Origin of the sequence: Streptomyces sp. NPDC007971 (assembly GCF_042958635.1) — a bacterium.
Classification (GTDB): domain Bacteria; phylum Actinomycetota; class Actinomycetes; order Streptomycetales; family Streptomycetaceae; genus Streptomyces.
This window is the reverse complement of sequence record NZ_JBIBJK010000002.1, coordinates 352,334-374,363: the sequence shown is the minus strand read 5'-3', so window position 1 is coordinate 374,363 and position 22,030 is coordinate 352,334. Positions and strand designations below refer to the sequence as shown.

Here is a 22,030-nt window from a genome sequence, read left to right as displayed (position 1 = left end):
AGCCACGTAAGCCGCCCAGCGATACCGATGTGGTCCCCCGCCGGGCAGTTGTGGGATTTCTCGTGCCGGCCCGCTGCACGGCGCGCGCCGCAGAGGTGGCGCCCACACCGGCCTTGCAGCCGGTGTCGGCCGACTCCCCCGCCCTCGTTCCCACGGGCTCGTGGAGCCCTCAATGGGAACCTCATGGGAATGGAAGGCCGAGTAAAGACGGGGAACGATCGGACGAGAACGGAGTGATCGCGTCTCGGGACCTGCCTCCCTGGAGGCTTGGCCCTTGTGAGCTTGCGGTCCGCGGTGTGCCCCGGGGCGTCGTGCAGGTGGTCCGGTTTTCCGCGATGTTGGTCGCGCTGGGTGTGGCGACTGACGTACAGGTGGACAATCAGCCAAGTTGGCGTGAACGCAGTACGCTCCCGCTATCTATCGTGGTGCCTGCGGCGGGGGCTCGACCGGCAGGCCTGATTTTCCTGGGGACTACATGCGCTCAATCGCCATAGGTGCCGCTCTGTCCGGCGCCCTGGCACTCGCCGTCGCAAGCGCTCCAACGGCTCAGGCCGACGAGTCGTGGGGCGGCGACACAACGATCACCAGCGTCACGGTCGACGGCGGCAAGCCCATCGTGGTCGGCATCTCCAACACGGTCACCTTCTCGGCTTCGGTGACCGCCACCGATCCGGACGGCATCGAAACGGCCCGCGTGTTCGTGTGGCACGGCGGCCCCAAGGAAGAAGACACGGACATGACGGTGCCGTTCGGCCGTCCTACGTGCACAGCCGTCGACGCCGCGACGAAGACCTGCGTCGTCCCCTTCACCCTCAACCCCCGCGACCTGCAGAAGAACTCTTGGGCCGGGCAGTGGAAGGTCGGCGTCGACGCCTTCGACAAGGGCAACGGCGGCATCTCCCTAGATGCCTACAAGTACACGAACATCCAGCGCTACTCGAAGCTCAGCGTCAACGCTTCGCCGGAGCCGGTCGCCAAGGGCAAGACCATCACCGTCACCGGCAAACTGACCCGCGCCAACTGGGAGACCCACGACTACCGTGGCTACACCAATCAGCCGGTCAAGCTGCAGTTCCGCAAAGCGGGAACAGACACCTACACGACGGTCAAAACCGTGTACACCAACAGCACCGGCAACCTGAAGACCACCGCGACAGCTGCCAGCGACGGCTACTGGCGCTACTACTTCTCCGGCACCAGCACGACCGCGACGGTCAAGACCGCCGGGGACTACGTAGACGTGCGGTAGACAGAGGTATCACGCACTGATCAAGCCCCCACCAACGGGTTCTCCGTCGGTGGGGGCTTGATGCCGTGCTGGGGCCGTCTCGGGGCCGTCAGCTGCTTGGCGGGGCCGTCACCCAGCTGCCGCAGCTGTTCCGCTGACATCCAACGCTGACGTCAACGAGCCCGGACGGCGGCATACGGCAGCGTCCGGCAATGGCACACGCGCACGCGTTGGACCGCAGCCACGCAGGCGCGGGATCGAACTCCTCGCCGGGGCGGTGGTGGCTCAGCCGAGTGCTGAATCGTCAGGCGACACGGGTCAGCGGGGGACACTCCCAGGTCGCGTCGATCACCTCGGGGCGGGGCCGGTACATGCGAAGGGCCACGAACCAGGTGCCGTCCTTCGCGGTGGGCAGCCAGTTGGCTTCCTTGCCCTGGCCGGGCGGCTCACTCTGCAGGTGGATGGTCAGTCCGCCGTCCGCGTCCCACTGCAGGCCGGTGCTGCGGTCTCCCACCGAGTAGCGGTCGGGCGGGTTGGGGATGAGGTTCATGTCCTCCCCATAGGCGGTCAACGACCAGAAGGCGTCGACCGGTGGCAGGGCGCCGCTGGTGAAGTACAGTTCGTACCGGCCTTCGGAGGCCAGCTTGTTGCCGTCCGCGTCGTCGAAGTTGAGCAAGTAGACCGCTTCGGCAGGGTCGTTGGCGGCGATGCCGATCAGCGACTGGTCGGCGGCGCGTTTGAGGAAGTCGTCGCCGAAGCGTCCCATCTGCGGGGGCGGGTAGCGCCAGCCGTGGACAAGGTGGGCCCAGTCGCCGCTGAGGATCTGCTGTTTGAGCAGGGGCACGCCGACAGCGGCGGCCCGGATCAGGCTTCGTTTGACCGCGTCGGGCTGAGCCTCGACGTCGAGGCCGGGACCTATGCCGATCTGGGCGAACTGCTGGAGAAGGACGTGGTGATGGGGCGGTGGAGGATTCTCGGCCAGCATCGCGTTCAGGGTCTTCCACGGCCCCAGGGGATCCTCCTCCGCCGGGATCGGCGTCAGGACGTCACGGTCATCGGGGACCTTCCCGTCCGGCTTGCCGAACAGGCTGAGCGGGATGAGCCGGAACTGCTCCTGAAGTTCCCGGACGTGTGGCACGTCGTCCGGGCCGCTGACGAGGGTGCGGCCGAGGACGAGAACCCAGGGGCTGGGGGCCTTCTTCAGACGCCGCACCCCGGCGGGAAGCTTTCCCTTTCCCTCCCAGTCCGGGCCGACGAGGGCGAAGCTGCCCGCGCCGGAACCAGTGGTGCGCTGACCGACGTAGTCGAAGTTGTCGGACGTGATCCCCACCAGCTCGAAGGTGAAGTACCGATCACCCATGTCCGGATGGGAGAGGATGACCGGCTCGCTGCCGAGATTCACCCAGGCCGCTGAATACAGCGTGTCATTGTTGGGACACCCGCCGTCGCGGTAGGTCGCGTCCAGCAGATTCTCGGCGTGCCAGAAGTGGTTGACGGGCGCGTACGGAACCGTCGACGGGCTCCGCGGCTGCGTCACCCAGTCGTGCCTCAGCTGGGCGTTGTAGATGTACGGAAACCCATAGACGAACGCCTGTTCACCGAGCGTGTAGGCGTACTCACCACGCCAGTCGTCCATGCGCCCCGTCAGGATCGGCTTCACGGCCTGACCCAGCGCGGGCACGATCTCGGGCAGATGGCGCGCGCGATCGATCGTGGACATGGGATGCAGGACTGCGCGCCCGGCGGCCCGTGCCACCGTGGCCGCCGCGCCGGCCATGTCCTCGGGGATCCGCCGCCAGACAGGGCTCTGTGATGGTTCGGGCATATCGGCACCACTTCGCTCAACAGCATCGAGGACAAGGCCTCCAGACCCCGGCCGCGTAGCCCCCTCCCCCCCAGCGACCATCCTCCCCCGCGTTGCCGGTCGACGCAGCCGGAGAAGTCCCGTCCTCCTTCACCGGGGGCGATCACGGCCCAGGACGGACTCCTCCCGCTGTGCGGGTGTGAATCGCACGCGTACGGCGGAACGGCGAAAAACGGCGATGCATGCTGCTTGCCTCTGCCGTTTAGGCAGAAGCAAGCAGCACCGCTCCCCTGACACCCGTTGGCGGGCTGGGTCGCTGGAACCCGTCCACGACCGGGAGATCTGGAAGTCGGTGAACGGCACCCGCTGGGGCCTGCTGGAGGAGGCTCGGGACGGCAACGAGCACCAGAAGCTGAAGCCCGACACCCCGGGCAACGAGCGCGCCACCGACTACCGGGCCCTGCCGGGCTGCCCCTAACGTCCCAGGGCCGGGTCAGGCTGGTGCCAACGGCGCAGGGCGTCGACCGGGTGGCCGAGCGCAAGGTTGAGGGCGGCGGCCGGATCCGGTTCCAGGGAACCGGAGGCCGGCTCGCGCTCCCGGTTCGAGCGTCTCATCGGAACCCTGGGCCCCTCCCGGGCCGCCTCTGCACCCGGCGTGGCGTCCCGGTCAGGTCCTGGGGGCGCGTCGGCCGCGACTCAGCGCCGCGCCCTCAGCCCCTCGATGAGCAGGTCCAGTCCGAACTCGAAGAGCCGGGTGAAGTCCGTGCTGGTGAGCGTGGGCAGGCCTGCGTCGAGGTGCGGGTACGCCCCAGCCGCGACCGCGTCGGCGAGGACACCCGGGTCCGCCGGGTCTCCGTTTCCCGGCTGGAGGGCGGCCTGCTCCTCCAGGGTGTGGCCCACGGTGAAGTTGGCCAGGGTGTAGAGCGTCCGTGCCGCGTCGTCGTCGGGGAAGCCCGCCTCGCGCATGACGCCGACGACCGTGTCGGCGAAGCCCAGGATGTTCGCCCCCGTCGAGTGCGTACCGGCGAACACCCGCGCACCGTCACGGCGGGCGAGCAGGGCCGCACGCATCGCGCGGGCGAGGGCGGCCAGCCGCTCGCTCCAGTCGCCGCCGCGCGCCTCAGCGGCGGCATCCGCGACGCCGTCCATCATCCGCTCGGCCATCGCCGTCAGCAGGTCCTGCTTGGTCGCGAAATAGCGGTACAGCGCGCCGGCCTGCACGTCCATCGCATCGGCGAGCCGCCGCATGGTCAGTGCGTCGAGCCCTGACTGATCCAGCAGGTCAAGGGCTGTCTGCAGGGTGCGCGCACGGTCGAGTCGTGGCGGCCGGCCTCGGGTGGGGCTTGACGTGGAGCTCATGTGCCTCACTATAGTGAACGGCGTTCACGTGAACGTCGTTCACTAATTAGGGAGGGGTGACTCCGATGGACGCCGATGTGATCGTGGTGGGTGCGGGACCGACCGGGCTGATGCTCGCGTGCGAGCTGGCGCTGGCCGGTGTGCGAACCCGGATCCTGGAGCGGCGCACCGAGCCGCAGCGGGACTCGCGGGCACTCACCCTGCATCCGCGCAGCGTGGAGCTGATGGACCAGCGCGGGCTGCTCGAGCGGTTCCTGTCGCTCGGCCGGACCGTGCCCGGCTGGCACTTCGCCCAGCTCCCCACCCAACTCGACTTCTCTGCGCTGGACTCCCGGCACGGCTACACGCTCTTCATCGCCCAGGCGCGCACCGAGGCGCTGCTCGCGGAGCGGGCCCGCGAGCTGGGTGTGGAGGTCCTGCGCGGACACGAGGTCACCGGTCTGAGCCAGGACGGCGACGGGGTCGAGGTGCAGGTGCGGGGTCCCGGCGGCGTCGAGACCGTCCGTGCCCGGTACGCGGTCGGCTGTGACGGCGGGCGCAGTGTGGCGCGGGAGGCCGCCGGGATCGGCTTCCCGGGCACCGCCGAGACGCTCACCGGTGTGCTCGGCGACTTCGCCGTGCTCGACGCCGCCCCGGCGCTCCTCGGCGCGGCCCGGGCATCCGGCGTCCTGGTCGCGCCACTGGAGGACGGCCTGACCCGGCTGGTCTACGTGGATCCGGAGCGGATGCGGGTGCCGGCCCGGGAGCCCGTGACCCTGGAGGAGTTCCGTGCGTCCCTGATCCGGATCTGCGGCTCCGACTGCGGCATCTCCGAGCCCCGTTGGCTCTCGCGCTTCGGCAACGCCACCCGGCTCGCGGAGAGTTACCGCTCCGGCCGGGTCCTGCTGGCGGGTGACGCCGCCCACATCCACTTCCCCGCGGCGGGCCAGGGACTCAACACCGGTCTCCAGGACGCCATGAACCTCGGCTGGAAGCTGGCCGCCACTGTCAACGGCTGGGCGCCGCCCGGGCTGCTGGACAGCTACGACGAGGAGCGCAACCCGGTCGGCCAGGCGGTCACCGAGAACACCGAGGTGCAGACGCTGCTCGCGGAGCTGACGCTGGTCCGCCAGTACCAGCGTCCCGCCGCGGCCCTCCGCAAGCTCTTCGACGACCTCCTGCGCATGGAGGAGGTCAACCGCAAGCTCGCCGCTCAGGTCTCCGCGCTCGGCACCGCCTATCCGCCGGCGGCCCCCGGCGCCGACCCACTGGCGGGGCGGCGGATGCCTGACATCGGGCTGACCGCCACCGCGTCGGAGGCCATCCGGGTCTACGAACTGCTGCCCCAGGGCCGGTTCGTCCACCTCGGTCTCGCGGGCGACCCGGAGCCCGGGGCGGTCGTCACGGGCTGGGGCTCACGCGTCACCGCCGTGACCGTCACGGAGCGGGACGACCACGCGGCCCTGGAGGGAGTGACCGAGGTCCTCGTACGCCCCGACGGCCACATCGCCTGGGCCACGCGCACCGCCGACCTCGCCGCACGCCGCAACGAGCGGCGCGCGGCGCTGACCGCCTGGGCCGGAACGCCCTCCTGAGTGCCGGAAGGACACGTTCATGTCCGTACAACGCGTCCACCCGCCGCCCGTGCACAGTCCGTCCGGGATGATCAGCCAGGTCGTCACCACCGACGGAGAGCGGCTGGTGCACCTGTCGGGCCAGGTCGCCTCGGACGCCGAAGGCACGCCCGTCGGGCCCGGCGACCACGCGGCCCAGGCCACGCAGATCGTCCGCAACATCGAGGCGGCCCTCGCGGCGGTCGGCGCCACCCGCGACGACATCGTCAAGGAAACCGTCTACGTCGTGGACTACAGCCCCGCACTGCTGCCCGCGATCTTCGGACCGCTGCGAGCGGGTGTCTCCCAGGCCCCGCGAGCACGCTCGTGGGCGTGCCCGCCCTCTTTGCACCGGAGTACCTGTCGAGGTCGAGGTGGTCGCGGCGCTGCGCGCAGAGCCCGCGTCATCGGTCCCGGCAGCCGAGGACGTCATGAGCCCCGTGCCGCCCACCGGCCGTGAGTGCTGAGGAGGTGCCGCATTGCGTCTCTTCGTCGTAGGTGCCAAGGGCGGGATCGGCCGCCAGGTCGTCTACCGTGCGCTGTTGAACGGGCACCGTGTCACCGCCTTCATGCGGCGGTCGGAGGGCCTGCCGCCGGACCCCCGCCTGACCGTGGTGACGCCGGGCAGGTCGCGCTGGTCGGTGAAGACGACGTCGGCGTAGCGGGCGGCGAAGCAGGCCGGCACGGCGCCCGAGACGGAGAAGATCCGGACCAGACCGCTCCATCAGGTCGGCGAGTTCAGCCGGCGGAAGGGGCCGGAGCGCAGCCGGCACTCCACGACGGGCACGCACCTCGTTCACGTGGCTGACGACAGCCCGGCCCGCACAGTCCCGAAGCCACCGGGTGCGGCGGACACGCCGCTGGAGGCGGGCGAGGAACCCACCGGCCTCTCCCCCGCGCCGCTCGCCGGGCTGCACGGCGGGCCCGGCCGGTGGCCCCGGCGTCCGTCCTGATCAGGCCTGAGCGGCGGCGGCTCGGCGGTGAGGGATGCCGCCAAGCGCCGAGGGTGACTCCCTGAGCGGGCGCCCCGGGGCCGGTGGGGCGCGAGAGAAGCGGAAGCTCACGTTCTATGACGTCGGTCACAGCGCCCCTCCAACAAACCGGCACACTTAGTAGACGCGGCATGGCAGACATCTAAGGATTTGTCCGTCTTGACCCGGATACGGATTCCGTCGCGCGTCCCGGGATTGCGCCCGGCCGACCCGCGCGCCCGTTGCCCCGTGACGTAAGGCTTCTGACGCCGCGACAGCTTTTTCTCCTGCCGCCATGTGGGGACCGGAGAGCCGTGCGCCGCCCTGGCGCAGGTCCCGGGACCTACGAGGCGACGTAGTGGCGGGACCCCTTTGCGCTCCCTGTCGAGCCGTTCTAAGAATGACGACCCACAGGACGTCGCCGCAGTTCGGAACCGGTGTTCACACAAAGGCGACCGCGCACCGGGCGCTCGGCGTCACCGAGTGAGTAGGAGTCCCCCCACATGAAGTCGTCCCGTAGGTCCGCGAGACTTTTCGCCCTTGCTCTCGGCCTGGGTCTGGCCTCCAGCGCGCTGGGCGCGGCAGTGCCGGCGAGCGCCCAGACGGCCGCCACCCCGTCCGCTGCCGCCACTCCGTCCGCTGCCGCCGCCACCTCCGTGGCACGGTACGCAGGGTCGGCCGAGGAGGCCGCGAACAACAAGGCGTTCTTCGCGGCCGTAGTCAAGTCCGTCGCCGAGAAGCAGGCCGCCCAGCCGAACGCGCAGGCGGTGACTGTCCACTACGACGCCTCCCAGGCACCGAGCTTCCGTTCGCAGATATCGAGCGCGGCCTCGATCTGGAACAGCTCCGAGTCCAACGTCAAGCTCCAGGAGGCGTCGAGCGGTGGTGCCGACTTCTCCTACCGAGAGGGCAACGACCCACGCGGGTCCTACGCCTCCACCAACGGCCACGGAAGTGGCTACGTCTTCCTCGACTACACCCAGAGCCGGCAGTACGACTCGGTCCGCGTCGTCACCCACGAGACCGGGCACGTGCTGGGCCTGTCGGACGACTACGGCGGGCCGTGCAGTGAGCTGATGTCGGGCGGCAGCGCCGGCCCGTCCTGCACCAGCCGCTACCCGAACGCCGCCGAGCGCTCGCGTGTCGACCAGGTGTGGGCCTCCGGACTCGGGCAGGCCCCGGGCACGGTGACCGGCCCCGCCGACCAACCGAGCGCCGCACCGCCGGTACCGACCATGACGCCGAGCCGCGGTCCGGGGTATCCGCTCCACGGTCCGGGGTATCCGCTCCGCGGTCCGGGGTATCCGCTCCGCAGCACGCCCTGGAGTTGATTGCATTCCCGAGCGGGAACGCGGCTCGCCGTCGAGGACGGCTTCAGCCACATGCTCGAGACGGCCGTCCGAACGCTCTTGCCGGCCGGCCGTCCGAGCACTTTTGCCGGCCGGCCGTCCGAGCACTCTTGCAGGCCGGCCGACAGACGCTGGTGCTTTGTACGGCTGTCCCGGGGGCGCCGATCAGGACGAGGAACTCGGCCGTACCTCTCGGGCCCGACGGTGAAGTCGTCCGGACGATCGCGACGCAGTTCCTCTCACTGTCATGAGAACGGGGTGGTGTCACACCCTGTGGATCAGGGACGCGGTCAAAGTGAAGCCTGTGGGCTGGCTTGTTGGCTCCAACCCTGATACATCATCTTGTCATGGCCATGAATACGATTGAACTGCACAGTATCAATCGTTGGGAGGCGTCCTTCCTGCGCGAGGAGGTGGGCGCCTACTTCACCCACGGCGTCGAGTGCACGCCGGGCGCGACGGTACTCGACGTGGGCGCCAACATCGGTGTGTTCTCGGCGGCCGTCTATGAGCGGCTGGACGGGGACGTACGGATCTACGCCTTCGAGCCGGTGCCGCCACTCCACGCGACGCTCGAACGCAACGCCCGCGAATTCTTCAACGGACGCCTGACCGCGCTCCCTTACGGCCTGGCGTCCCGTGACGACGAGCTCGACTTCAGCTACATTCCGGCCGCCACGATCTTCTCGTCCTCATCGCGGGATCAGGGGAACATCGAGGCTGAGCGGCGGCGGGTCGCCGCCAGCGTTGTCGAAATGATCCGCCAGGGCGGCCTGGGGCCGGCCCTGCGCCGCGTACCCGCTCCCCTCCTCACTCTTCTCGTCAGCCGCAAGCTGCGGGTGATGCGGCGGCTCGAAACGCACCGGGTGAAGGTCAGGCCCCTGTCATCAGTGCTCGACGAGCGAGGCATCGGCCACATCGACCTGCTCAAGGTCGATGTGGAAGGCGCCGAACTCGATGTGCTCAAAGGCATCGAGGAACGGCATTGGCCGCTGGTCCGCCAGGCCGTCGTCGAGGTGGAGCGCTGGCAGCAGAACCGCGACACGGTCTGCGAGGTCCTCCTCGCGCACGGCTTCACGGTCAGCACCGAGCAGGACCCGGTGCAGCAGGCCGGCGACATCGGCATGGTGTTCGCGGTCAGGCCCTGACCACGCGCAGCACCCGGCACTCGCCTGTCAACGGACTTGCCGATCCCCCGGCAGGGCGGGGCGCGGGGGGACCTGGCACTCCTGGGCATGGTCGAGTTGGTCGGCCAGGCCGGCCAGGTCGCCGTCGACCGCAACGGGTCCCCCGAACAGAGGCTTCCCGTCGTTACTGAATCCGTTGGGCCTTTCGAAGGAGTCGAGGCAGAGAAACAGCCAAGAGGGTCACGGGCCCGTCGGCTGCTCTTTTCCTTGCTCTCGGCGTGATTCCAAGCTGGGAAACGGCCTGCGCCCAGACCTCTCCCCAATATCAATGGCCCATACAAGCGAGAGTTACGGACATATCTGCACTTTGTAACGCGAATCCTTTTTTCGGTCCGATGTCGCCGCCGAGGGCCACAGTGTGGGGCCTCGGCACCGAGCCGGGAATTTCGGCTGGCACACCCGGCCCCGACCAGGGTCGATGTGCACGAACGTGAGGTGACAGATTCATGTCTGTTTCTCGTAGGGCGGTCCGCCTGATTGCCACCTGTGTGGCTTCGGGCGCACTCGTCGGCGCGGCCGCCATGCCGGCTCTGGCCGCCGGACCCGGCCATGACCGCGACAACGGGAGGGGTTACTCGCACAGCCACAGGAACGACCGCGACGGCCACTTCGGCGACCGGGACCGGGACCGCGACCGGCGCGGACACCACGGTTGGGACCGGGACCGGGGTTGGGACCGGGACCGGGGTTGGGACCGCGACCGGCGCGGATACCACGGCCGGGACCTGCACCGTGGCTGGGACCGGGACCACGACCGCTACCTCGGCCGCCGCTAGCCCGCCCTGCATGCCGTGCCGTGACGCGGAGGCCCACGCCCTCTGCCACCCGTCGTCATAGCCGGCGCTGCCCCTGCGCCCAGGCCGGAGGGCCGAAGACTGTTCTCCTTGCAGTCTTCGGCCCTCCGGCCATGTGCCGTCTTCGACCCTCCGGCCATGTGTCGCACCGTGCGGTCGTCGCCCGGGTACCCGCACCCCCGACGCATGGTCCGGGAGCGCCGCCGGGCCCCGTGCGGCCCGTGGCGCAGGCCGGGTCCTCCTGCCCGTTGGGTCCGGGCCGGACTGGGTCTATCGTCGGAATCATGGGGCCAGGACGAGGAGGACGGCCGGTGATGCCGCAGGACGAGGCCGTGATCGGCTGCACGGGGAAGGTGCTCATCGGTACTCGCGGGTCCACGGGCCCCGGCGAGGTCCTGGTGCGGGTCCGAGGCGGCTCCGAGACCTTCCTCGCCTGGTCGGAGGAACCCCTGCCCGTAGGCGCGACGGTGCTCGTGATCGAATCACGTGGATGCCGCGAGGTCGGCGTCATCGAGTGGGTGGATCCATTGGACGCGCTCGGCGACAGCGCCGAGGCCGGCTGAGGAGTACAGGCATGTTCGGATATCGCGTCCCCGCTCCCGACGAGGCGATGTTGATCTCGGGGGGCAGGCGGGGACTGGGGGGTGCGCCGTTCCGAGTGGTCACGGGGCACGGCAAGTTTGTGCTGCCGGTCTTCCGGAAGGTCCGGTTCCTTACGCTGTCCATGTGTGAGTCCGAGGTCACCGAGACCTGTGTGACCAGGCAGGGCATCGCGTTGCACGTCCGCGCGGTCATCGCCTTCAAGGTCGGCAACGACCACGAGAGCATCATCAACGCGGGTCAGCGGTTCCTCTCCGACCAGGAGCAGATGTCGGTGCTCACCGGCCGGATCTTCGCCGGGCACCTGCGGGCCATCATCGGCTCGATGACGGTCGAGGAGATCGTCACCGAGCGGCAGAAGCTCGCCGCGGAGGTGCTGGACACGTCGAAGCTGGAGATGGCGAAGATCGGCCTGATCGTCGACTCGCTGCAGATCCAGTCCATCGACGACGGCGACACCGGCTACATCGACGCGATGTCCGCGCCGCACAAGGCGGCCATCCAGCGGCAGGCCCAGATCGCCCAGGCGCAGGCCACCCAGGCCTCGGTCGAGGCGGAGCAGGTGGCGGCCCGCAACCAGGCCGAGTACGCCCGGCAGACCGCGATCGTCAAGGCCGAGTACTCGGCCGAGGTGGACCGCGCCCAGGCGCAGGCCGCGCAGGCCGGACCGCTGGCGCAGGCGCACGCCCAGCAGGAGGTGCTCGCCGCCCAGACGGAGCTGGCCCAGCGCCAGGCCAAGCTGCGCCAGCAGCAGCTGGTCGCCGAGGTCGTGAAGCCCGCCGAGGCCGAGGCCGAGCGGGTCAGGATCCTCGCGGCCGCCGAGGCGCAGCGGATGAAGATCCAGGCAGAGGCGGCTGCCTCGTACGACAGGGTCGCGCTCGACCGGATGCTGATCGACCAGCTCCCGCAGATCGTCAAGGAGGCCGCCGGCGGCCTCGCCGGCGCCAATGTCAACGTCCTCAACGGCGCGGACGGCCTCGGCGAGATCGCCGCCGGTCTGGTGTCCCAGGGCCTGACGATCCTCGACTCGGTCCGGCAGAACCTGAGCGGCCAGGACTCCGACGGCCGCCGCCCCGCAGAGAGCGAGGGCAACGGCCTGCTCCAGCTGCCCACCAGCAAGGGGAGGAAGTCGAACGACGGTCCGGTGGACGTCGACTAGTCGACCGGGGGCGGCGACCGGGTCTCTGCACGTACGGAGTCCTCCGAGCATCGATCACTGCCGCGGGCACACGGGCAAAGGCCCCGGACCGATCATGGTCCGGGGCCTTTGACGTCCACGGGTCGGGTCGCTGTCCACGTGCACACGCACCTCCGGGATCGCGGGGCGTCCGCAGGTGCCTCGCAGGCATAGAATCGAACACATGTCTGAGCTGCCGCCCGATCTACCCCGCCTGAGAGCGATCCTGGCGTACCTCGACCGGCAGGTCACGGACAACGAGACCGTCGGCGTCTACCTGCGGCTCCGGCGCGAGGCCGCCCGGAAGGCCGTCGCCGCCGCCGAAGAACGGGCCGCAACCGAGCAGCCGCGACCGTCCCGGCCACGGCGCCCCGCGTCCCGCACCGCCGAACCCCACTCCCCCGGCCCCGACTCCACCACCGGAGTCGGCGGCCCCACCGGAGTCGGCCCCACCGGAGTCGGCCCCACCGGAGTCGGCCCCACCGGAGTCGGCCCCACCGGAGTCGACTCCACCGCACCCGGCTCCGGTGAATCCGGTTCCGGTGAATCCGCCGCCGGTGGGGGCCCGGCGACCGGATACGTCATCGAGCCGAAGAAGCACCCGGCACACCCGCTGCCGGCGCTCTACCACCTGGCCGACTGCACCATGATCCAACGCAGGGCAACACCCACCACTCCGCATCAGATCCGCCTCGGGCTCCGCGATCCCCTCGGGATCCTCGCCCCGTGCGAGTTCTGTGCGCCGGACAAGACACTCGAACCGGCCGACCAGGTGCGACGCGGTCGACGGCCCGACACCTTCGGATGATCGGCCACGACGTCCACTGCGCGACCTTGTCCGAAGACGCCGACCCAGCACAGCGGATCGCACGTCGGGTGTCGATGCTCAGCAATCCCCAATTCCCGTCCAGCCACGGCAGATACAAGTCTCCTCCGCTTGCATCACAAGATCCACAACAGGTACAACTGGCGAGTACGCACCACCCGGCTCACGGACAAAGAGAGCCCCCTGTGCGCACGTTCCGCTCCCTGACCAGGAGCCGATCCAGAGCTGTTTCAGAGCTGATCCAGAGCTGTTCAATTCACTTTCGGGGAAGTTACGCATATCGGCGCGCGCCGGCTGCGGCCGCGTTCTGGGGCCCTGCCGCCCGCCGGGAATGCGGGAGTGGAGTCCTGCATGGACAAGCGATCCGTACCTGCGGATGACACCAATGACATGGGTGACACCGACGCCGGCGACGAGCCGATGACCTCCGGCGAAAAGCTTCTGGCGCGAGCCGCCCTCGGCGGTGTGCTGTCGTTCGCCGTGGTACCCGTCGGCCTCGTCCTCCTCCTGATATTGCTCGTCACCGCTGCCCTCTTTCCCAGGGCCGTCGAACTCGAAGGCACAGCACCGGTGTTCTGGGCACTACTGCTCCTTGCTCCGTGCTCGGCCATCGCCATGGCTGTCACGATGCCGGTACGGCATCTCGTGCGTGCCGCATTCGGTCTTTCGCTTTCGCCCGCCATCGGCAATGCGGTGGACGCCGCATTCAGCTGGGTGACGTACTTCCTCGTCGGTCTGATGCTGTTCGCGTGGACGCCGGGAGTGGATGCCCACTCGATGACCCCGGCGGTGGCCGTGGCGACGGCCGGCGTCGCCCTGGGGCTGCTTGCCGAACGGCTGGGATTCGGCCGCGACAAGGACGCCGCCGAACCGCGGACTCAGTGACTCAACGGGCCAGTTGTGCGGCAGTGGTTGTGGTCACCGGTGATCTTACCGATTGCTGACGAGCACCCCGCGTGACGCCCGTAAGGCCCTGTCCGCATCTAGCGTGATCGGTGAATCCCCGTGTGCGGCCGGTCGGCGCCGGTGTGCCTGTGTGCAGTTGCACCGACGTGCAGTTGCGCCGATGTGCCGATGTGCCGGTTCGGCATCGGGAACCATCCATATCGCTGGAAGGGCGGAAGATGACTGTCGAGACGCTTGAGGTCTGCGCTTACCCGGAATGCACCAACCACCCCGTCGCGCCGACGGCCGACGACCCGGCGCCTCGCTACTGCGCCCACCCCGAGCACAACGCGCTGGGTGCGTTCCGCAAGTTCCGCGCCAAGAGGCAGCAGCGCAAGGAGGAGAAGCGTCAGGTGGCCGAGGCCAAGAAGGCTGCCAGGGCGACCGCCGCGGCCGGTCCCCCCGCTGCGTCCGCGACACCGGTGTCCGCAGCCCAGGTGCCCGACCTGAACCTCGCACCGGCCGAGGAGACGGCGGAATCCGTACAGGGGACGACGACCGTGCAGGGGGCGATGGAAGCCGTGCACGGAGCGGCGGAAACCGTGCAGGACCCGGCCGCGGGGCGCGACGACCTCCTGGCCCTCATGTCCCAACTCGCCACCGACCTGCCCGTCTACATCGAAGAGCTGGCCATCATCACGGACTCGGCCGCCGCCGAGGCACGCATCGAGACGGTGACCAAGGCCTCGGCCCAGCGGACGCTGGCGGCCGAGCAGCGCACCGCGCTGGCGGAGGAGGCCGCGGACCTGGCCGTCGCCGAGCTGGACGAGGCCAGGCAGAGGTTCGAGGAGGAGACGGAGAAGATCCGCAAGGACGCCGCGCAGCAGGTGGCCGACGCCGAGTTCGTGCGCGCCGAGCTCGAACGCTACCGCGAGCGGGTCGGCCAGCTGGAGGACCGCCTGGACAAGGTGCGCGAGGAGGCGGACACGGCCCGCAGGGAGCGCGGTGACCTCGCGCTGGAGATCGAGCGCCACCGCGCGGGGCGCAACGGATAGTCGCCGGGAGGTCGCCCGGTGGTCGCAGGCACTCTCTGTCTTTGCTCGGCGACCGGAGGAGTCTTCGCCCGGCGACCCGAGGAGCTCATGGGTGCATGTCGGCGCCACCTCCCCGGCAAAGGCGTCCGGCCCCGTCAAGGACACGACGGGGCTGGGCCGGCATTACGCCGAATGGAGCTTCCGGTGACCGCTTAGAGCAGGCCGCCGAGGAGGCCGGCGACTACACCGAGCAGGGTGTCGATGAGGGCCATCTGGATACTCCTTCCTTCAGGGGATGGTGCCATTACGGCCGAGTCTGGATTAATAGAACAAGTCAGGCAATTGGGGTTGGGCTGACCGGGAGTCGGTCGGCCCCGCGCTGGGCCCGGCTCACCCCGCGTCCCTCTTCGCACCGTCCCCGCGGATCCTGCGCCCCCGGTAGAACCGCCCCCTGACCCCGGTGAAGCGCAGATCCAGCCCCACCCCGTCCCGTTCCGCATGCAGGTGCAGGTGCGGTTCCGTCGTGTTGCCGCTGTTGCCCACCTCGCCGAGCAGCTGGCCCTCCTCGACGACGTCGCCCGGCTTCACGGTGACCGAGCCCGGCCGCAGATGAGCCATTTTGATGATCTCGCTGCCCGTGTCGAGGAAGACGTGGTTGCCGTAGGGCGGTTCGTAGCGGATCTCGCCGGGCCGCTGGTCGGGGAAGGTGGTGGCGGCCGAGACGACCTGGCCGTGGCAGGGGGCATGGAGCGGCCGACCGTAGGCGGCGTATGCGGTCAGGTCGTGGCCGGGGCGGGTGCGGGTTCCGTGGGGACCGAGGGCGACCAGGTCCAGGGCGCCGCGCTGCTCCGGGACGTCGGCGTGGTGGTTGATGAGACGGCCGCCGCCCTGGAGGACGTACCAGGTGCCGTCCAGGGGAAAGCGCAGGGGCCGGGAGACGGGGGTCCCCCAGCGGTGGACGCGTGCCCTGGCCACCAGGAGCACACCTGCGACGAGCAACGCGAGGGCGATGCCCAGGGCCGGGGTGAAGTGCCCGGCCGGCAGGGAGGGCAGACGGTAGGCCGAGAGGAGGCAGGTGAGGGCGAGCACCTGGACCGCGCGGCGCCGTAGGCGTGGCTGTTGCGCGGGGGCGCCGCGGCCCTCGACGAAGACGAAGAGGGCGGCGAGGGTGGCCGTACCCGCGCACCACGAGGTGCGGTCGTTGGCGGTCCAGATCGTGGAGACGTTCCAGAGGGTGATCAGCAGGAGGTACACCAGCCAGGGGGCGGATTCCGCGAAGGGTCCGCCACGCGTCCGAGGCTTGTACGGGACTCCTTCGAGGAGCAGGCCGGTGATCTCCTCACCGTCGGGGGTCTGCTTGACCCAGGCGCGGACCTTGTCGTGCGGGCCGGCGACGATCAGCCCGTCGGGGCTGTCCGTGACGGTGACGGGGGTCCCGGTGCGGGCGAGTGTGGTCCCGACGACCTGCTCCAGGGTGTCCGCACCGACCGCCTCCGCCACGGCCGGCGCGAGACGGACCCGGCAGTCCGGGTCGGCCGCGAGGAAGCGCGTCAGAGTCCCGGCCTCCGGCGGCACGGTGCCGGCCTCCGGCGACAACGGGCCGGCCTCCGGCGGCGGAGTGCCGGTCTCCTGCCGCGGCTCGGACAAGGCCGAGGCCTCGGGCGTCGGATTCGGGTCGTGCATGTGTCCCCCATGGTTCCGGCCGGTTCGGCTGGTTCCGGCTTGTTCGGCTCGTTCGGCTCGTTCGGCCGGTTCCAGCCTGTTCCGGCTGGTGCCGGCTCGTTCGGCTGGTTCCGGCTCGTTCGGCGCTCGGCGGTCCGCAAGGTGCACCGCGCGGCCGACTGGAAGACGATCAGGGATGCGGCGGGGTTCTTCGTGCGGGGCGGCCGGCGGCGCACACGTGTCGGTTTCTTTACGGATCCCTGACACCGCGTCTGCATCCACGGGCCGCCGCTGTGGTGTCCTCCCCCTTGTCCGGAACCGGATGGAAGTCGCGTCGGAGAATGGAGTGCCATGGAAGGCACTGTCGTCGCAGTGGTGCTGTTGGCCCTGCTCGGGCTGATCGTGCTGAAGAGCGGGATGCGGGTCGTCAACCAGGTGGAGCGCGGGGTCGTGTTCCGGTGGGGCAAGGCGCTGCCGAGCCACCGGCAGCCGGGAATCACCTTCCTCATCCCGTTCGCCGACCGCATGCGCAAGGTGAACGTGCAGGTCGTGACCATGCCGGTGCCCACGCAGGAGGGCATCACCAAGGACAACGTGTCCGTGAAGGTCGACGCCGTCGTCTACTTCCGGGTGACCGACCCGCTGCGGGCCGCCATCGAGGTGCAGGACTACCACTTCGCCGTCGGACAGGTCGCCCAGTCCTCCCTGCGCTCGATCATCGGCAAGAGCGACCTGGACGATCTGCTGAGCGACCGGGAGCGGCTGCACGAGGGGCTGGCACTGATGATCGACAGCCCTGCCGCGGGGTGGGGCATCCACATCGACCGCGTCGAGATCAAGGACGTCCAGCTCCCCGAGTCGCTGAAGCGGTCCATGTCGCGGCAGGCCGAGGCGGAGCGGGAGCGGCGGGCCCGGGTCATCACCGCGGACGGTGAGTTCCAGGCGGCCCGGCAGCTGGCCAACGCGTCGAGGATCATGTCGGACACCCCCGAGGCCATGCAGCTGCGGCTCCTCCAGACCGTCGTCGAGGTCGCCGCCGAGAAGAACTCCACGCTCGTGATGCCCTTCCCCGTCGAGCTGCTGCGGTACTTCGACCGCGCCGCCGCGAACCTCGGCGCCCAGAACACCGGCACGCAGAACCCCGGCCCCCAGAGCACCGGCCCTCAGCACCCCGGCGCGCAGAACGGCGAGGCGGAGATCGCAGGCTCGGAGATCGCAGGCGCGCAGAACCCCGCCGTGGAGAGCCCCACCGCGCAGAAGGCCCTGGGCCTCGCCGCCGACTTCATCGCGAAGAGCCTTCCGGAACAGCAGCCGCAGGAGAACGACGGCCGGCCGTAGCGAGCGAGCCGGTCACGGCCATCGAGCCCACCGCCATCACGGCCATCGCCCGGCCCGGCGGGGCGAGTTGGGCCAGCGAGCCGGCCACTGCCGCGCTCACGCCCTGCAGGGTCAGCATTCCCGCCGAGTGCAACCCGAGGGCGTGACCGGCCAGTTCTCCGGGCGTCAGGCTCATCAGCCGCTCCTGCTGGACCAGGCTCGCGCCGAACCCGGCGGAGGCCACCGCCACGCACACCGCGGCCACGGCCACCGGCGGGTGCGCGCAGAACAGCAGGTACGGCGTCGCCAGGAGAAGCAGGAGCGGCGTCGCGAGCCGGGGCCGTACGGCGGCCGGGACCAGCCGTCCGACCGTCACGTCCCCGGCCAGCATGCCCAGCGCCGCGCAGGCGAACAGGGTCCCGGCCGCGTCGGGGGCGTACGCCACGTAGAGCGACTCGCAGCCGACGACGAGACCGTTGGGCAGCCACAGGCCCAGATAGGTGAGGCGGCGCGGGCGGGCGGACCACAGCAGCACGTTGGTGCGCCAGGTCGCCGTCGGGGAAAGGCGGCCGTCGGCGCGGGGCGGGCGGCCGGTGAGTCCGAGACGCAGGACGAGCGCGGCCGTCAGATACAGGGCCGCCGCAAGGAGCAGACAGGTCCGCGGGGACAGCGCGGTCAGCAGGGCGCCACCGGTGGCGTACCCGGTGATCTGCATCAGCCCGCTCATCATGTTGAACAGCGAACGCCCGGGCAGATAGCCGTCCTTGGTGAGGATCTCGTTCAGCAGACCCCAGCGGATCCCGCCGGCGAGGGACTCGACCAGGCCCAGCAGCAGGATGACGGTGAAGAGGGCGCCGGTCGCGAGGCCGGGCAGCGCCAGGAGGGCCGTACCGGCCGCGAAGGCGAGGGAGACGGCGACGAGGGCCGCGCGCGGGGGCAGGCGGTCGGCGCCGGAGAGCAGGAAGGTCGCGCCCACCACCTGGGCCAGCGACGGGCCGAACATGCTGACCGCCGACAGCAGCGGGGAGCCGGTCGCCCGGTACACGAGCGTGCCGAGGGCGAGGCCGCCGACGGTCTGGGCGGCGGTCTTCGCGGCCGCACCGAGGAACAGCGGGGTGAACTCGGGGACCCGGAACAGGGATCGGTAGCTGGGCATGCCCCGGAGTCTCGGACGGACCCGGCGGACCCCGTTATTGTTTCGCCGTCGCGCGAAAGGTCGTGCCAGGGCGTGGCAGAGATCGTGCCCAAGGCCGCGGCAAAGATCGTGCACCTCAAGGTCGCGGCAGAGATCGTGCGCCCCAAGGCCACGGCAAAGGTCGTGCCCAAGATCGGTCCCGAGCTCGCGGCAAAGGTCGTGGCGAGAGGTCGTAGCAGAGGATCGGGGAGAGAGGGTGCCGTGGGCTGGTGGCAGCTGAACGCGGACACCCTGGCCCGCAGCCGGTTCGTGCTGTCCCCGCTCGCCGAGACCTTCGCGAGCCTGAAGCTGCTGCATTCAGGGCAGGGTGCGCACCCCGGTGAGCGGGAGTGGCTGCGCACCCATCTGCCCGGCTACCGGGCCCGGCTCGCCGCCGACGAGGTGACGGCCCGGCTGGTGCGAGCGGGGCTCGGCCGGGACTGGATCGCCGACTTCCTCACGCCCACCGCCCGCCCCGGGGAGGGCTTCGCCGACGAGGTCGCCCGGGTGCGCGCGGCCGGGCCCGACGCAGCCCGCGCCCATCTGCGGCTCTCACTCGCCGGTCCGCTTCCCGCCGCACTGGACCGGGACGACCTGCCGCAGCGGGCGGCCGTGCTGCTGGAGTGGGTGTGGGAGGAGACGGTACGGCCGTACTGGGAGCGGCGCCGGCGGGTGCTGGAGGCGGACGTGATGGCGCGGACCGCCCAGGTGAGCCGGGGCGGCTGGGCGAGCGTGCTGGACTCCCTGAGGCCCGGCGGGACGCGATGGCTCGGGGACAACCGCTTTCAGGTCAACCAGCACGAGTACCCGCCCCGCGAGATCTCGGGCTCCGAGCTGTTCTTCGTGCCGGTGACCCCGCAGCGGACGGGGTGGGTGGCCTGGGAGGAGGGCGAGCGGTACGCCGTGGTCTACCCCTGCGCCGGTGTCCTCGCGGGCGAGGGCGAGCGCGCCGTGCCCGCGAGTCTGGGCGCGTTGCTCGGACCCGCTCGGGCCGCCGTGCTCGTCCTCCTCGGTTCCCCGGTGTCCACCACCCAGCTGACCGCGATCACCGGACAGGGGCTGGGCTCGGTGGGCCGGCATCTGAAGGTGCTGCGGGAGGCGGGTCTGGTGCAGCGGTGGCGTGCCGGGCGGTCGGTGCTCTACTCGCGGACGCCGGCGGGCCAGGTGCTGATGGAGGCCGTGACGGGCCGGACGGAAGCGGAAACGGGGGACGGGGACGGGGGCTGGAACGGAAGCGGAAGCGGAAACGGGGACGGGGACGGGGACGGGGGCTGGAACGGAAGCGGAAGCGGAAACGGGGACGGGGACGGAGACGGGGGCTGGAACGGGGGCTGGAACGGGGACGGGGACGGCGAACGGAGGGCCGGAGCCGACGTGAGCCGACGGGAGCCGACAGAGGCTGGAAAGGTGCCCGTAACCCGGGGCCGTAACCCGTCGGGGCTAGCATCCGGACCATGACGACTACTGACCACAACGGCTCCGTGCTGAACACCGAGATCGGAGCCCTCAAGGGCGGCTCCGCGAATCTGCCCCAGTACGCGGGCAAGGCCGTGCTCATCGTGAACGTGGCCTCCAAGTGCGGGCTGACCCCGCAGTACTCAGGACTTGAGCGGCTGCAGGAGCGGTTCGCCGGGCAGGGCTTCACCGTGCTCGGGGTGCCCTGCAACCAGTTCCTCGGGCAGGAGCCCGGCACCGCCGAGGAGATCGCCGAGTTCTGCTCGGCGACGTACGGCGTGTCCTTCCCGCTGACCGAGAAGGTCGAGGTGAACGGGGAGGGACGGCACGCGCTGTACGAGCGTCTGGTGGGCTTCGCCGACGCCGAGGGGCACAGCGGGGACATCCGCTGGAACTTCGAGAAGTTCCTGGTCGGCGGCGACGGACAGGTCGTCGCGCGGTTCTCCCCGCAGACCGAGCCGGAGTCCGCCGAGGTCGTGGCGGCCATCGAGAAGCAGCTGGCCTGACCGGTTGACCTTGCCCCTGGGGCAAGGGAGAGCGTCCCTGTCACCGGGCGGAAAGAGCCGCCCGGTGACGGAGGATGACATCGTGGACGAGGAGCTGCTCACCATCGGCGCGTTCGCCGCGCGGGCCCGCCTGTCGGCCAAGGCACTACGGCTGTACGACCGGCTCGGGCTGCTGGAACCGGCCCGGGTCGACGAGGCCAGCGGTTACCGCTACTACCGCGCCGACCAGGTGGAACGTGCCCGTACGGTGGCCCTGCTTCGGCAGCTGGACATGCCACTGGCCCGGATCACCGAGGTGGTCGGGGCCGAGGGCGCCGAGGCTGCCGACCGGCTCGGCGCCTACTGGGCGGCCGTGGAGACCCGGATGGCCGGGCAGCGGACCCTCGCCGAGTACCTCCGTGGACGACTGTCGGGGAGGAGCTCCGAGATGTACGAGAAGTTCGTGGTCGAGACGGTGGACGTGCCGGCTCGGGTCGTGATCACCGAGTCGCGGCACACGCTGGCGGACGAGCTGCCGACGTGGATCGGCGCGTCGCTGGGCCGTCTGGAGAAGGCCGCCCGGGAGTGCGGGGGCGTCGCCGGTGCGCCGTTCGTCGTCTACCACTCCGAGGTGTCGATGGAGAGCGACGGGCCCGCCGAGTCCTGTGTGCCGGTGACCGACGAGGCGGCGGCCCGGGCCTGGGTGGAGCGGCACGGCGGTCCCTGGGCGACGCGGGTGCGGGTGGAGCCGGCGGCCCGGCTGGCCTACACCCGGATCAGCAAGGCGCAGGTGGCGCACCCGCAGATCCTCGCCGCCTTCGAGGCGGTGGAGCACTGGATGACCCAGGAGGGCCTGGAGATGGCCGGCCCCTGCCGTGAGGTGTACTTCGCGGACTGGGAGGCGGCGGGAGCCGGGGACCCGGTCTGCGACGTGGCTTTCCCCGTGCGCCCACAGAGGGCCGCCGACGGCGGGTGAGCCGGGAAGGGGTCCGGTGACCGCCGACGGCGGGTGAGCCGGGAAGAGGTCCGGTGACCGCCGTCGACGGGTGAGGCCGAGGGGGAGCCCGGTGGGCGCCATCGACACTGCGGCGCCCCGGAGGCGGACCTGACCCGAAGAAGAGGACCGAGCCC

General features: G+C 70.5%; 23 protein-coding genes and 1 pseudogene. 19 read left to right on the top strand and 5 right to left on the bottom strand.

The window, feature by feature from the left end; translation table 11 throughout:
- The first annotated feature begins 475 nt into the window (after positions 1-475).
- Positions 476-1,249, top strand: a complete 774-nt coding sequence (locus tag ACFZCP_RS05515; protein ID WP_391424269.1) for a calcium-binding protein — start codon at positions 476-478, stop codon at positions 1,247-1,249.
- Between the two features lie 283 nt (positions 1,250-1,532).
- On the opposite strand, the gene ACFZCP_RS05510 is transcribed toward ACFZCP_RS05515, so the two are convergent.
- The gene (locus tag ACFZCP_RS05510) at positions 1,533-2,948 is read right to left on the bottom strand and encodes a DUF1254 domain-containing protein (protein WP_391424267.1); all 1,416 of its coding nucleotides are present in this window, start codon (positions 2,946-2,948) and stop codon (positions 1,533-1,535) included.
- Positions 2,949-3,384: 436 nt separating this feature from the next.
- Between ACFZCP_RS05510 and ACFZCP_RS05505 the strand changes: the two genes are divergently transcribed.
- The gene (locus ACFZCP_RS05505) at positions 3,385-3,510 is read left to right on the top strand and encodes a hypothetical protein (RefSeq protein ID WP_391424265.1); all 126 of its coding nucleotides are present in this window, start codon (positions 3,385-3,387) and stop codon (positions 3,508-3,510) included.
- On the opposite strand, the gene ACFZCP_RS05500 is transcribed toward ACFZCP_RS05505, so the two are convergent.
- Together ACFZCP_RS05500 and ACFZCP_RS05495 are read right to left on the bottom strand one after the other, a co-directional pair.
- Entirely contained in the window at positions 3,507-3,647 is a 141-nt protein-coding gene (locus ACFZCP_RS05500) for a hypothetical protein (RefSeq protein ID WP_391424264.1), read from the bottom strand. The genes ACFZCP_RS05505 and ACFZCP_RS05500 overlap by 4 nt on opposite strands.
- Positions 3,648-3,728: 81 nt before the next feature.
- Positions 3,729-4,391 carry a TetR/AcrR family transcriptional regulator C-terminal domain-containing protein gene (locus tag ACFZCP_RS05495; RefSeq protein WP_391424262.1) on the bottom strand — a complete coding sequence of 221 codons (663 nt, stop codon included), beginning with the start codon at positions 4,389-4,391 and terminating at the stop codon, positions 3,729-3,731.
- 65 nt (positions 4,392-4,456) lie between these two features.
- Here ACFZCP_RS05495 and ACFZCP_RS05490 point away from each other — a divergent pair, with 65 nt between their 5' ends.
- The 12 genes from ACFZCP_RS05490 to ACFZCP_RS05435 all read left to right on the top strand — a co-directional run bounded on the left by ACFZCP_RS05490 (position 4,457) and on the right by ACFZCP_RS05435 (position 14,827).
- Positions 4,457-5,965: a monooxygenase gene (locus ACFZCP_RS05490; RefSeq protein ID WP_391424260.1), complete on the top strand. Its 1,509-nt coding sequence runs from the start codon at positions 4,457-4,459 to the stop codon at positions 5,963-5,965.
- A 19-nt stretch (positions 5,966-5,984) separates the two neighbouring features.
- Positions 5,985-6,443, top strand: a complete 459-nt coding sequence (locus ACFZCP_RS05485; RefSeq protein WP_391424259.1) for a Rid family hydrolase — start codon at positions 5,985-5,987, stop codon at positions 6,441-6,443.
- Between the two features lie 19 nt (positions 6,444-6,462).
- Positions 6,463-6,645 (top strand): NAD(P)H-binding protein, encoded by a 183-nt coding sequence (locus ACFZCP_RS05480; protein WP_391424257.1) that lies wholly within the window; start codon positions 6,463-6,465, stop codon positions 6,643-6,645.
- A gap of 138 nt (positions 6,646-6,783) precedes the next feature.
- Positions 6,784-6,936, top strand: coding sequence for a hypothetical protein (locus tag ACFZCP_RS05475; protein WP_391424256.1), 153 nt, complete (start codon positions 6,784-6,786; stop codon positions 6,934-6,936).
- Positions 6,937-7,457: 521 nt separating this feature from the next.
- Positions 7,458-8,285 (top strand): snapalysin, encoded by an 828-nt coding sequence (snpA, locus tag ACFZCP_RS05470; protein WP_391424255.1) that lies wholly within the window; start codon positions 7,458-7,460, stop codon positions 8,283-8,285.
- Between the two features lie 365 nt (positions 8,286-8,650).
- On the top strand, positions 8,651-9,451 hold the full coding sequence (locus ACFZCP_RS05465) for an FkbM family methyltransferase (protein ID WP_391424254.1): 801 nt from the start codon (positions 8,651-8,653) through the stop codon (positions 9,449-9,451).
- Between the two features lie 485 nt (positions 9,452-9,936).
- The gene (locus ACFZCP_RS05460) at positions 9,937-10,266 is read left to right on the top strand and encodes a hypothetical protein (protein WP_391424252.1); all 330 of its coding nucleotides are present in this window, start codon (positions 9,937-9,939) and stop codon (positions 10,264-10,266) included.
- Between the two features lie 332 nt (positions 10,267-10,598).
- The gene (locus ACFZCP_RS05455) at positions 10,599-10,847 is read left to right on the top strand and encodes a hypothetical protein (RefSeq protein WP_263209826.1); all 249 of its coding nucleotides are present in this window, start codon (positions 10,599-10,601) and stop codon (positions 10,845-10,847) included.
- 11 nt (positions 10,848-10,858) lie between these two features.
- The gene (locus tag ACFZCP_RS05450) at positions 10,859-12,043 is read left to right on the top strand and encodes an SPFH domain-containing protein (protein WP_362680983.1); all 1,185 of its coding nucleotides are present in this window, start codon (positions 10,859-10,861) and stop codon (positions 12,041-12,043) included.
- Positions 12,044-12,245: 202 nt separating this feature from the next.
- Positions 12,246-12,869, top strand: a complete 624-nt coding sequence (locus ACFZCP_RS05445; protein ID WP_391424250.1) for a DUF6233 domain-containing protein — start codon at positions 12,246-12,248, stop codon at positions 12,867-12,869.
- A gap of 369 nt (positions 12,870-13,238) precedes the next feature.
- Positions 13,239-13,772: a hypothetical protein gene (locus ACFZCP_RS05440; RefSeq protein WP_391424249.1), complete on the top strand. Its 534-nt coding sequence runs from the start codon at positions 13,239-13,241 to the stop codon at positions 13,770-13,772.
- A 239-nt stretch (positions 13,773-14,011) separates the two neighbouring features.
- The gene (locus ACFZCP_RS05435; protein WP_391424248.1) at positions 14,012-14,827 is read left to right on the top strand and encodes a hypothetical protein; all 816 of its coding nucleotides are present in this window, start codon (positions 14,012-14,014) and stop codon (positions 14,825-14,827) included.
- A 369-nt stretch (positions 14,828-15,196) separates the two neighbouring features.
- Here ACFZCP_RS05435 and ACFZCP_RS05430 read toward each other — a convergent pair whose 3' ends face one another.
- Entirely contained in the window at positions 15,197-16,489 is a 1,293-nt protein-coding gene (locus ACFZCP_RS05430; RefSeq protein ID WP_391424247.1) for a peptidoglycan DD-metalloendopeptidase family protein, read from the bottom strand.
- Positions 16,490-16,498: 9 nt separating this feature from the next.
- Here ACFZCP_RS05430 and ACFZCP_RS05425 point away from each other — a divergent pair, with 9 nt between their 5' ends.
- The gene (locus ACFZCP_RS05425) at positions 16,499-16,732 is read left to right on the top strand and encodes a hypothetical protein (RefSeq protein ID WP_391424245.1); all 234 of its coding nucleotides are present in this window, start codon (positions 16,499-16,501) and stop codon (positions 16,730-16,732) included.
- Positions 16,733-16,819: 87 nt separating this feature from the next.
- Complete coding sequence (locus ACFZCP_RS05420) at positions 16,820-17,806, top strand: SPFH domain-containing protein (RefSeq protein WP_391424243.1); 987 nt, start codon at positions 16,820-16,822, stop codon at positions 17,804-17,806.
- Here ACFZCP_RS05420 and ACFZCP_RS05415 read toward each other — a convergent pair.
- On the bottom strand, positions 17,751-18,941 hold the full coding sequence (locus ACFZCP_RS05415) for an MFS transporter (RefSeq protein ID WP_391424242.1): 1,191 nt from the start codon (positions 18,939-18,941) through the stop codon (positions 17,751-17,753). The genes ACFZCP_RS05420 and ACFZCP_RS05415 overlap by 56 nt on opposite strands.
- A 240-nt stretch (positions 18,942-19,181) precedes the next feature.
- Here ACFZCP_RS05415 and ACFZCP_RS05410 point away from each other — a divergent pair.
- The 3 genes and pseudogenes from ACFZCP_RS05410 to ACFZCP_RS05400 form a co-directional block, all read left to right on the top strand.
- Positions 19,182-20,147: pseudogene (locus ACFZCP_RS05410) on the top strand (ArsR family transcriptional regulator); the annotation flags it as partial.
- 266 nt (positions 20,148-20,413) lie between these two features.
- Entirely contained in the window at positions 20,414-20,920 is a 507-nt protein-coding gene (locus ACFZCP_RS05405) for a glutathione peroxidase (RefSeq protein ID WP_391424241.1), read from the top strand.
- Between the two features lie 64 nt (positions 20,921-20,984).
- Positions 20,985-21,875: a MerR family transcriptional regulator gene (locus ACFZCP_RS05400; RefSeq protein WP_391424239.1), complete on the top strand. Its 891-nt coding sequence runs from the start codon at positions 20,985-20,987 to the stop codon at positions 21,873-21,875.
- Positions 21,876-22,030: the final 155 nt, after the last annotated feature.